Consider the following 9,398-nt stretch of genomic DNA (forward strand, 5'->3'; position numbering starts at 1 on the left):
TGTGCGACTTCAGATCAGGGCTTGTATCCGTCTCGAATTGCCCCGATGGCGTTCGTTGTGACTCCAGCAAATTTCTGTATATCGAACTGGAACCCATCGGTCATCGCTTTTCGGCAAACGTTCGAGAATTCCATCACTTGCAGGTACGCGGTTTCCTGGCCGATGAGCAGAAGTGCCGCCCCCTTCGCTGTCACATCGTCGACCGCCTGTTGCGCACTCTCCAGACGGCCGGCATGCGTACGCAGATCAGGAGTAGTTCCGCCACGCAACGGCGACTGCGGGTCTCGCTCATCAATCCGCCCTAGAAGCTGGATGATCGCATCACGTGCGTCCATCACGGCGGGCAACGCAGCGCTCAACGCCTCATATTCGACCTGTCGTCGATGCTTCGACCTTTCAAGCTCTGCTGTGGCCTCCAGTTGCGCCTCGTGCTGACGCTGCTGCCTCAACGCGAGAACCGACTGGAGTCGCAGTTGCGCCCGTGTCGCACGAGCAGTTCGCCTTTGTGTGTAAACCACACCGAGGAACGCAATGCTGGCAGCAACGATCGCTAACACGCCAGCGGCGAGAGTTGCCAAGGGCTGTGTCAGGAACGCGTCGGAGGGCGGATCGGGCAGATTGTTGACGACGATCGACATTGGATCAGCTGGAAGATTCTCCGGACTAGGAACAACGGCCGGAGGATCCTGCACAAGAGACGGTTTCATTGGGGCTGGCTACGACCCGAAGCTGAGGCTGCCGGTTCCGCCTGGTTCGGGCTGGGTCACGGGGTCGCCGATCGTGAAGGGTGTTTCGGACAGTGAGAATGCGAGTCCGTCGTTGCTGGAGTTGGGGCCAGCGCACAGGACACCTGCGACGTACTTGCCGTCTGGCAGGTCGTTGATGATCGCTGTGCGGGTGTCGCCGGGGTAGACGTGAACGAAGTCGCCTTCCTCGTACGCTTCTGGGTTTGCGGGCGATACGGGTGTTCCGGTGAACCAGTTTTCGGGGTGGTTCGCGACATCGAGCGTCGGGTCGTTCCGCACTGCTGCGGCGGCGGCTTCGGTATGGACCCACGGTCCGACGCACTGTAATGAAATGGTGCTCTCGGGAGTTGCGATGGAGACGGAGGTTGTGGTTCCTACCGTCTCGATGGTGACCGCGGCAAGCGCCGGCGCCGCGGTCGCGGTAGCGGGAATGGCGAGGGCAGCGGCCGCGGTGAGTGCGCCGGCGATGGTGAGGCGTTTGAGTGCGTTGATCATGTGTCCTACTCTGTCGGTTCCAGAGAGAATACCAATCAGTTGGTAAATTAGGACACAGGTCGCACTATTCAGTGAGGATCGGCCGCTTGCCGTCTGCGATGCATTCGGCGAACTGTTCGATTCGTTCTCGGGCGAAGCTGCCTCGGCCCGCGTGCTTCAGTGTTGCTTCGACGATGGGTTGAGGCATGCGTCGGTGGGAGCGGTAGATGCTGTCGAGTACTGGTTGTAGTGCCCGGCGTGTGAGGTCTGAGATTTCAGGATCGGAGCCCCGGAATTCTACGGTGACCGTCTTCATGGTTGCCCCTCTGCTTGTTGGTCGAATGTCCAAAGCCTATCTAACGGTTTTCGGAAATGCACCCACGACCAGGGCATTAGGGCGTTAAGTCCCGTTTTGGGCTCTAATTCACTACTTCCGGCGGATGCGCCATCGTTCTTTGGGTTGATGGAAACAGCCGGAACGCATACCGCGTTCCGGCTGTTTGGGTTTCACGAGCTAGAACGGTGGCTCCTCGGCGCCGCCGAAGTTCCCGGACTGTTGTGGCGCAGTGCCCCACGGGTCGTCGCTGCTCTGCTGGGACCGCTGCTGCCCGCCGCCGTTGCGGTTGGCTTTGTTGACCTTGGCGGTGGCGTACTTCAGTGAAGGGCCGATCTCGTCGACTTCGAGTTCGACGACGGTCCGCTTCTCACCTTCACGTGTCTCGTATGAACGCTGCTTGAGCCGTCCGGACACGATCACGCGACAGCCACGCGTCAGCGATTCGGCGACGTTCTCAGCTGCTTCCTTCCAGATGTTGCAGCGCAAGAACAGTGCATCGCCGTCCTTCCACTCGTTCGCGTTCCGATCGAACGTGCGCGGAGTCGAAGCGACGGTGAAGTTAGCGACTGCGGCGCCGGCGGGCGTGTACCGCAGTTCCGGATCGGCGGTCAGGTTGCCGATCACGGTGATGATGGTGTCTCCGGCCATGGTCAGTTCTCCTCGGGTAGGTGTGTGATGTGTTGGGGTGGGTATTCGGCGAGGACTCCGGCGCCGTCGAGGTTGTGTTGTTGGCCGCCGGGTTGGCGCACCTGGAATCCGTGCTCGGTTTGCATCCAGTTGGTCCCGTCAGCGTCGGCCACGAGTGTTCCGATGGGGAGCGCTCGGAGTTCTTCCACAGTCCAAGCTCGGGGCAGGAAATAGGCAGTAGCTTCGCGGATGGCTACCTGGGTGAGGTCTGCCATCTGGTCGTCATAGTCGCCTTTAGGGGTTGCCTCCCAGGCTTTCTCGATGCGATCAGTCAACGCGTCGGTCATGGCTTCACTTCCTCTACGTCGTAGATTTCCCAGTCGTTGCTCATTTCGACTTTGTCCGCGCAGTGGTGGCAGAGGCTGCTCGGCGCGTCGGCATACGCTTTGTCGATGGCGTCGTCCAGGTTGTCGGCTTCGACATCGATTACTGCACTGACTGATTGATTCAGCACGGCATGGTAGGTCGCCATCAGTAGTCGCCTTCGTAGTTGATGGTGCGGCCGGTGGATTCGATGGTGTTGCAGATGGATTCGAGGAGTCCGTCAGCGTCGGACCATCCGGGAGCATCATTGGGCGTGGCGTACTCGGCAATCTTGTCGAGCGCTGCGTTCGCTTCGTCGAGCTTGCGTGTGTTGTGGACGGCGGCGAGTGTCGCGTGAACCTGAGCCTGTGCGACAAGGAAGTCTCGGTCCTGGAAGTACCGTTCTGCGCATTCGTCGATCACTGCGTGAGAGAGGAGTTCTTCGGCGCGGGCGTAGTGCTCGTCGGGGGTCATAGTTCTCCGCCTTGGGGGTTGGTTTGGTCGCCGCATTCGACGCAGGCTTTGTAGTCGCCGTATGCGTCGTTGGTGAGGTTCCAGAAGTCGCTGCACTTGTGTGTTTCACGTGGCGCGGCAGGGAGTTTCACGCCGCCCGCGAGGATTGCGCGTGCAATGTCGATGGGTTCCTGTTCCTGCAAGAGGGCGTCGTCGATCAGCTCGGCAAGGTCGAACTCGGTGAGGATCATCTGCATTCTCCGCATTCCGTCATTTGTTCTTCAAGCACTTCGATGCGGGCAAGTGCCGCCTTATGGAGCGCGCTCGGTGTCTGCTCGGCCGACTTCGCCGCGGCGATCACGAAGGCCCTGTTGGTTTCCGGGTCGTGCACTGTCATTTCGATGTAGTTGATCGCGGCTTCGTTGTCCTCGAAGGCCGCCCGTGCTGCGGCGCCCATCGTGCGACCTAGATAGGCGGTGGCATCAGCGCGCATCGATCCGTCTTTGTGAAATCCCCGCACGCACGCTTCGATTTCGGATTCGAGGTATGTCTTGGCGGCGCGAATCTTGGTTGCGGCGCGCTTCGTCTCACAGCGGTCGTCATGCGGGATTCGCATGGTGAGGTATCCGCTGTTGCTGGCTTTGGTTTCGATGACTGCGTTCGGCCAGAGGCATCCGAAGGCGCTGGTGATGGATGCAGCGACATCGAGCGGCAATGGTAGGCGCACTTCGATTTTGGTGTCGTTCACATCGATCTCAGTCATGCGAGGTGTCCTGCTGCCCATAGTGCCCACCCGCAAATGTTGAGGGTGACACAGTTGTCGGTGTCGAGGTTGTCGAATGCGAGGTAATGCGAGAGCGTTTCGGCCAGTTCGGAGAGTACACCGGCCTCTTCGAATGTGATTGTGGCAGCGACTTCGTCGGGGCCGTGCTCAATCGCCTTCACACCCCACATGTTGGTGACTTCGTTGACGGTGCACGGAACGTCGAGTGTCCACTGGTGGGGGGTGTTGGTAAGGAAGCCGGTTCCGATGGTGCGCCAACTTTCGTCCCATGTGATAGTGATCGTGAGGTTCGGATCATCCAATGGCACACCCAATGATTCGAGGGCTGCGCGTTCCTTGTGATCCAACTGCGGATGCCTGAGAGCTGTTGTCATGTTCCCTCTTTCAGAGAGGTGGTTGGTTCCAAAAATGTGGGGTGCCACTCTGGCAAGTGACACCCCAAGTATTGCGCAACGCCACGCACAAGTCAACGGTCCATGAGTTCCACCTCCACGAGTCTGTAGGTGCGTTCCATCCGCGCCAATGATTGCGCTTCACGGACTTTGTTGGGGTCGCCGGCGTTGAGGGCGCGCGCCGCGATGGCTTCGAGCTGTGTGAGCGCGGCCCGCTCCCCCACGCTGGTTGCCTCCTGGTTGGCGTCTGACGCCGCGAGCTCGATTGTCGCTGCAGTTCTCAAATCCATCGGAATCAAGTCACTTTCTGATTGATTGAATTAAGGTTCGATCATGAACTGGGCGGTGGTAATTCAGGTCGGTCTCTCTGCGGCCGTTGCACTGTGGGGAATTCCCGTGGCTTGGCAACATTGGTCACTCGAACGGCGCCTTTCGAATCAGATCGAACGGAATGGCAAGGTTCTCGCGCAATCCACCGGAGACCCCGATCTTCGATACAGTGTGGAACTCCTTCAACGCGAGATGAACGAGCTGATCATCCGGAGAGCGTCACTCGTCGTCTATCCCCCGGCACGAATTCCGTCTTTGACAGTGGTAGTCCTGGCTATCGTTGGTGGTTCTGTCGCATGGTGGGGAACCGTTACCACGGCATTCATTGGTTGGTTTGGGTTCATCGTCGTTGCGCCGACCTTGATGCTGTCGATTCTGGTCGCGCTGAGCATTCGCGATGATGCGCAAGAGCGAAAAGAATGGATTAAATCTGGAGGTCCTCTTCGTAGTTCTCATGCCACGCGAACTAGGACAAGATTCCTCAATCGACACGAGTGATGCCCACAGCTGCTAGCTCCGTCCATTCCAAAACTTCGAGGATGCGATCGGAGTAGGTGACTGAGATCCCGTGTGGCGAGCACCATCCCCGCATGTCGTGGGCGAGCTTCTCCACCCTGGCGATCGTGGCCTCAGCCTTCTCGGCGCGGTCGATTGCAGCGAGGCCGGCTTCGATTGCGTTGTCTCGCTGCTCGTACAGTTCCGCTATCCGCCCGTTGGTGTGCTGCTCCACCACCAACGCCACACGGTCAGCGATCGCGCCAATAGCCCTGCGACAGATCTTGCAGCCGCCGTCGAATGAATGCTCTTCGTGTGCCGCGTTCTCGTACTCGTTACCCCAGGTGTGCGAATTGAGATCCGCTGCGATGAGGTCGGTCAACCCCGGATCAGGCGCGGTCACGACGACACCTCGGATGTGTCAGCAGCGGCAGCCGCGGCGATCAACCCGGCCCCAATCTCGCGTGCATCGTCGGAAGTCATACGACCGTCTTCGAGGTAGCAGCGGACTTTGCCGGACCCGATGTGCGCGGTGATGATTCCGTCAGCCCATTCGGCGTCGCTACCCTCCATCCACGGCTTCGGCAGTTCAATGACGGCATGAGTTGCGGCGATCAGAACCGCGAGGTGCGCCGCGAACTCGACATACGGATCTGTCGTCTTGCAGTCATGGCTTATCCATGAGCATCCGAGGCAAGCAATGTGATTGAGGCATTCGGCTTTCAGGCTTGCGGGCACAACTCCACCCGGTCGGTGAGCTGCAAGGATCTCGATCAGGTTGCTCATGGTGTCTCCAATGCTTCGGGCTTGAGTGCGGCAGTGAGGTCGCGATACAGCCGCCAGCGATCCTCAGTCGCACACTGGTGGAAGCCTTCTTCTTCGGAGATGTCGTACTCTTCGAGGATTTTGAGGGCCTTGTCGACTTGTGCTTGGACTCGCTCGACAGCCACAACCAGGGCAGCAAGTTCCTGTAGCGCCTCAACTGTCCGACTCGCTGTCGTGACAACGTCTGGCGCGGATGCACCCATGACGTGTGCCCGACCGTAAAACTTGATCAGGTGCTCAACATCCACCCCAGTCACGCCGCCACCTGCGCCCATTCCCTCCGGAATGTTGCTCCTCAGGACGACCTCGTGGGTCTTGGACAGCACCTCCAGAACATGTTCGGCGTGGGACTCTGTGAGAGATGCATGAATGTCTCCTTCGTCCAACCTGAAATCGAACTCACCGCAATAGCAGCCGCCATCCATGTCGGTTTGATGCGCAGCCAAAACCTTGATCGCAGTTCTGGCATTGCGGTCCCTGATCATGCGACGCTCTTGACTGTCTCGAATAGCTCGTACTGAACGGCACATGAACTGCACATCGCTCCAGACTTCGAAGGCTTCCCCTCGCCATGCCCCCACGTGTCAAACGGCGGCTGATGCCCAGCAGCACGAACATCCCTCTGTAGCTCGTCGATCTGAGCCGCCACATCCGGGAACCAGATCCTGATCTCCTCCAACTCATCCGGTTTCGCGAACGCCCCACACAGGCACTCCCCCGACATGTGGATCAGGTCGGAGACTTCGTTCACCGGCACCGGGTTTCCTGCTTCGCGTTGCATTAGCCGGTAGGTGTTCATGTCCGGTTTCGTCCACATCGCCAGTGGGGACGCCCAGATCGTTGACCCTTTCCGCTCGTGCAGTGGGATCTCCGAGCGCCGTTCCGATTCCTGACGACGCCGGCCGGCGATGAATACGACTCGCTGTCTGCGTCCGTCGGTGACGAGTTCCCGCCTCGCCGCTTCGAGGCATCGCTCTTTGAGGCGGGTGTACATCTTGAAGTGCATTGCTGGGCCGGGGAATCCGCGTTCCAGCACGAGATCGCGGTACGAGGTGGGTGCGATCTTCTCGATCAGCGGCAACCCCATGTTCTGGCAGGTGTCGCGTACGAATTGGCGTGTCTGTTCGATGCCGATGGTGGTGTTGGCGTGGATGGCGTGTGTGGCTTGTCCTCGCATGATGTGGGCGAGGACTGTGCTGTCGTTGCCGCCGGAGAACAGTACGCATTTCGCTGCGATAGTTTTGCCGTTGCCGTGAATACGGATGGCTTCGTTGAGGATGTGGTCGGCTTGCAGGACGAGCCGCATCACACGTTCTTCTCGTTGAGGTTTGTTGAGTGTGGCGACGATGCTGGCTGGGGTTGGGATGTCGAGGTCGGGGTTGAGTGGGTCACCTTGGTAGGCGAGTTTCACGTCGAAGAGTCCTTCGCTCATGCTCACCCCTCCTCGGCCGCAACGAACGGGGCGAGGTTGGGATGGCCCGCTCGGCAAGCGCTCGTAATTCCACCCTCTGCGCAGCCGAACCACTCGATGTCTGATCGACGCAACCATCCATCGCCGTTCGCATCCCACACCTCGGACACCTCGGCGGGTACGTCGTTCAGGCTCGGCCACGTTCCGGTTTCGGTGGGGGCAATGGTTTCGGCTCGATTGGCGCAGTCTTCGAGGTCTTCGACGGTGCGCCAAGCATGTTCCCAGTCGCCGTCTTCGAGTGGATCGACCACAGCGAGCGCGGCACGGAGAGCGACTGCAGCGCCGCCGATCACGGACGCTTCGGTGGGGGCAGCTTTCTTCTCGTTCAACCTGGCCCGTAGATCGGCAGCGAGTTCCGGGTAATCGGTCTCGCACGATGCCGCATAAGCGGCGAGAGCGGCTCGGGCATGGGGATCACTGTCGTACGAGAGGACGAAGTATCTGCGCCCAAAGTTGCGGCCACCCTCTGCGTCTGAACCGTCAACCCTGCGAACGATGTACTTGTCGGTGAGGCCAGCAGAGTTGGTGCCGGTTTCGGTGGGGGCAGGGACAACCGGAGAGGAGGCGGGCCAAACGTAAGCCGGTCCGTCCTGGTCGTGTGCAGTGTGATCGCCGTCGTGACCGCTCGTCAGCGAGCATCCCCAGCCTTCGATCTCAGACGGGCAACGCTCCGCTTTCGTCTCCTCCTCGGCGGGTTCGGCTTTCACGAGCTGCGTTGCGCGGTGATTGATTACAGACAATGACCAAGTTTTTCCGCCGATGATTTGGGTAATGCGCATCGGCCAGTAGGCGCGAAACGGACGCTGATCGTCGAGGGCCACCATCGCGAGTCGTGTGCTGGTGTTCGGCAGGTATTCGCGGACGCTCATTGTTGGTTCCTTAGTTCGGTGTTGGTCTGCTGGCACAGACTGTGGAGGTACGAATGGATTTGGTTGCGGGCCTGGATTTCTTCGATGTCAGGCTGCATTGGATTCGTCTGTCATGTTGGTTCCTTTGGTTGCTCTGACAAGCTCGTTCAGGTTAGCAGAATGCGCGGCGTTGCGCAGTGTTATGCGGCTGCTAACTGTGGGTGTTTGATGGGCCATTCGGTGGTGACCGACGCAGCGCGAGCGAGGAGTTCGGCCTGTTCGTCGCCGGTTAGCTCCTCCGCTTCCTCACGCCAGTAGTTAGCGAGGCTGGTCTGCTGTTCCGCGTACCAGCCGGCCTGCTGATGCATGAGTTGTTCGGCGGGTTTCCCGGCAAGGTTGTAGCGGCGCAACAGTTTGTACGCCAACCGTGCGGCAGCGAGCGCGTCGGCTGCTGCCTCATGCGCGTTGTCGAGTGTGATGCCGTAGTGCGCGCACACGTCACCGAGCTTGCGGGAACCCTTGCGGTACTTGTCATGCCGCTTGTCGATGACAAACGGGTCGACGACGGGGCCGAGCGGTAGACCGCCAATGCTGAGACGTTCCGCCTCGGCGTGGACCATGGTGAGGTCGAAGCAGCCGTTGAACGCGACGACGATGTGGCCGGATGCCCACGCGGCGACGAGTGCCGTGGCGATTTCTTCGACTCCGGGTGCGTATTCGGCGCCGTGCTCGGCTGCGTGTTCGGTGGTGATGCCGTGGACTGCTGTGGCGCCGGCGGGGATGTCGATTTCGGGGTTGAGGAGCCAGTCGCGGGGTTGGATCTCCCCGGTTGCGGGGTTGATGAGTGATAGGTGCGCTGTCACAATCCGATCCGATAGCGGGTTCGGGCCTGTGGTTTCGAGGTCGAATGCGGCGATCGGCATATCCCCAATAGCGGTCATGCGGCTGCCTGCTGTTTGGTTCGGGCGGTGGGCATGGGGATTCCGAGCTTGAGGGCGACGCGGTTTCGGGCGTTGGTGACGTTGGCGGGGTGGTCGGGGAATGCGATGCCGCACATGACCATTCCGATTGGGGTGTTTTCGAGTGCGGCGAGTCCGCATCCTCGTTGGGATGGGCATCCTTGGCAGGCTCGTTCGGCTGCTTCGGCGCGGAGGGTGGGTGCTGTGGGGAGGTTGCGGGTTTCGTATTGGTAGGCGGGTTTGTTGCGGCATTTGGCGAGTTGCCGCCAGGTGTTGTTGGTCATGTGGGGTGTC

18 protein-coding genes are annotated in these 9,398 nt (G+C 60.0%); 1 reads left to right on the forward strand and 17 read right to left on the reverse strand.

Annotation, left to right across the window (positions count from 1 at the left end; genetic code table 11):
- Nucleotides 1-14: 14 nt before the first annotated feature.
- The 10 genes from GN300_RS07030 to GN300_RS07075 all read right to left on the reverse strand — a co-directional run bounded on the left by GN300_RS07030 (nucleotide 15) and on the right by GN300_RS07075 (nucleotide 4,466).
- On the reverse strand, nucleotides 15-638 hold the full coding sequence (locus GN300_RS07030; RefSeq protein ID WP_063315662.1) for a hypothetical protein: 624 nt from the start codon (nucleotides 636-638) through the stop codon (nucleotides 15-17).
- A gap of 78 nt (nucleotides 639-716) precedes the next feature.
- On the reverse strand, nucleotides 717-1,241 hold the full coding sequence (locus tag GN300_RS07035; protein ID WP_063315661.1) for a hypothetical protein: 525 nt from the start codon (nucleotides 1,239-1,241) through the stop codon (nucleotides 717-719).
- 493 nt (nucleotides 1,242-1,734) lie between these two features.
- Nucleotides 1,735-2,205, reverse strand: coding sequence for a single-stranded DNA-binding protein (locus tag GN300_RS07040; RefSeq protein ID WP_063315659.1), 471 nt, complete (start codon nucleotides 2,203-2,205; stop codon nucleotides 1,735-1,737).
- Between the two features lie 2 nt (nucleotides 2,206-2,207).
- Complete coding sequence (locus GN300_RS07045; RefSeq protein WP_063315658.1) at nucleotides 2,208-2,531, reverse strand: hypothetical protein; 324 nt, start codon at nucleotides 2,529-2,531, stop codon at nucleotides 2,208-2,210.
- Nucleotides 2,528-2,716 carry a hypothetical protein gene (locus tag GN300_RS07050; protein WP_063315657.1) on the reverse strand — a complete coding sequence of 63 codons (189 nt, stop codon included), beginning with the start codon at nucleotides 2,714-2,716 and terminating at the stop codon, nucleotides 2,528-2,530. The genes GN300_RS07045 and GN300_RS07050 overlap by 4 nt, the downstream gene beginning before the upstream one ends.
- Nucleotides 2,716-3,021 (reverse strand): hypothetical protein, encoded by a 306-nt coding sequence (locus GN300_RS07055; protein ID WP_063315656.1) that lies wholly within the window; start codon nucleotides 3,019-3,021, stop codon nucleotides 2,716-2,718. The genes GN300_RS07050 and GN300_RS07055 overlap by 1 nt, the downstream gene beginning before the upstream one ends.
- Nucleotides 3,018-3,251, reverse strand: coding sequence for a hypothetical protein (locus GN300_RS07060; RefSeq protein ID WP_156511715.1), 234 nt, complete (start codon nucleotides 3,249-3,251; stop codon nucleotides 3,018-3,020). The genes GN300_RS07055 and GN300_RS07060 overlap by 4 nt, the downstream gene beginning before the upstream one ends.
- Nucleotides 3,248-3,784, reverse strand: a complete 537-nt coding sequence (locus tag GN300_RS07065) for a hypothetical protein (protein ID WP_233405585.1) — start codon at nucleotides 3,782-3,784, stop codon at nucleotides 3,248-3,250. The genes GN300_RS07060 and GN300_RS07065 overlap by 4 nt, the downstream gene beginning before the upstream one ends.
- A complete protein-coding gene (locus tag GN300_RS07070; RefSeq protein WP_063315653.1) occupies nucleotides 3,760-4,158 on the reverse strand; it encodes a hypothetical protein in 399 nt (132 codons plus the stop codon). Before GN300_RS07070 ends, GN300_RS07065 begins: the two co-directional genes overlap by 25 nt.
- Nucleotides 4,159-4,250: 92 nt before the next feature.
- Entirely contained in the window at nucleotides 4,251-4,466 is a 216-nt protein-coding gene (locus tag GN300_RS07075; protein WP_156511713.1) for a hypothetical protein, read from the reverse strand.
- A gap of 43 nt (nucleotides 4,467-4,509) precedes the next feature.
- On the opposite strand from GN300_RS07075, the gene GN300_RS07080 reads away from it, so the two are divergent.
- Entirely contained in the window at nucleotides 4,510-5,004 is a 495-nt protein-coding gene (locus tag GN300_RS07080; protein ID WP_063315651.1) for a hypothetical protein, read from the forward strand.
- Here GN300_RS07080 and GN300_RS07085 read toward each other — a convergent pair.
- From GN300_RS07085 to GN300_RS07115, 7 genes are all read right to left on the reverse strand, one after another.
- Nucleotides 4,988-5,404 carry a hypothetical protein gene (locus tag GN300_RS07085; RefSeq protein ID WP_063315650.1) on the reverse strand — a complete coding sequence of 139 codons (417 nt, stop codon included), beginning with the start codon at nucleotides 5,402-5,404 and terminating at the stop codon, nucleotides 4,988-4,990. The genes GN300_RS07080 and GN300_RS07085 overlap by 17 nt on opposite strands.
- The gene (locus GN300_RS07090; protein WP_063315649.1) at nucleotides 5,401-5,787 is read right to left on the reverse strand and encodes a hypothetical protein; all 387 of its coding nucleotides are present in this window, start codon (nucleotides 5,785-5,787) and stop codon (nucleotides 5,401-5,403) included. Before GN300_RS07090 ends, GN300_RS07085 begins: the two co-directional genes overlap by 4 nt.
- Nucleotides 5,784-6,311 carry a hypothetical protein gene (locus GN300_RS07095; RefSeq protein ID WP_063315648.1) on the reverse strand — a complete coding sequence of 176 codons (528 nt, stop codon included), beginning with the start codon at nucleotides 6,309-6,311 and terminating at the stop codon, nucleotides 5,784-5,786. The genes GN300_RS07090 and GN300_RS07095 overlap by 4 nt, the downstream gene beginning before the upstream one ends.
- Nucleotides 6,308-7,258 carry a phosphoadenosine phosphosulfate reductase family protein gene (locus GN300_RS07100; RefSeq protein WP_063315647.1) on the reverse strand — a complete coding sequence of 317 codons (951 nt, stop codon included), beginning with the start codon at nucleotides 7,256-7,258 and terminating at the stop codon, nucleotides 6,308-6,310. Before GN300_RS07100 ends, GN300_RS07095 begins: the two co-directional genes overlap by 4 nt.
- Nucleotides 7,259-7,260: 2 nt before the next feature.
- Complete coding sequence (locus tag GN300_RS07105; protein WP_063315646.1) at nucleotides 7,261-8,166, reverse strand: hypothetical protein; 906 nt, start codon at nucleotides 8,164-8,166, stop codon at nucleotides 7,261-7,263.
- Nucleotides 8,167-8,345: 179 nt separating this feature from the next.
- A complete protein-coding gene (locus tag GN300_RS07110; RefSeq protein ID WP_082845723.1) occupies nucleotides 8,346-9,086 on the reverse strand; it encodes an exonuclease domain-containing protein in 741 nt (246 codons plus the stop codon).
- Entirely contained in the window at nucleotides 9,083-9,388 is a 306-nt protein-coding gene (locus GN300_RS07115; RefSeq protein WP_063315644.1) for a WhiB family transcriptional regulator, read from the reverse strand. The genes GN300_RS07110 and GN300_RS07115 overlap by 4 nt, the downstream gene beginning before the upstream one ends.
- Between the last annotated feature and the right edge of the window lie 10 nt (nucleotides 9,389-9,398).

Origin of the sequence: Rhodococcus sp. Ni2 (assembly GCF_021352185.1) — a bacterium.
GTDB lineage: Bacteria > Actinomycetota > Actinomycetes > Mycobacteriales > Mycobacteriaceae > Rhodococcus_F > Rhodococcus_F qingshengii.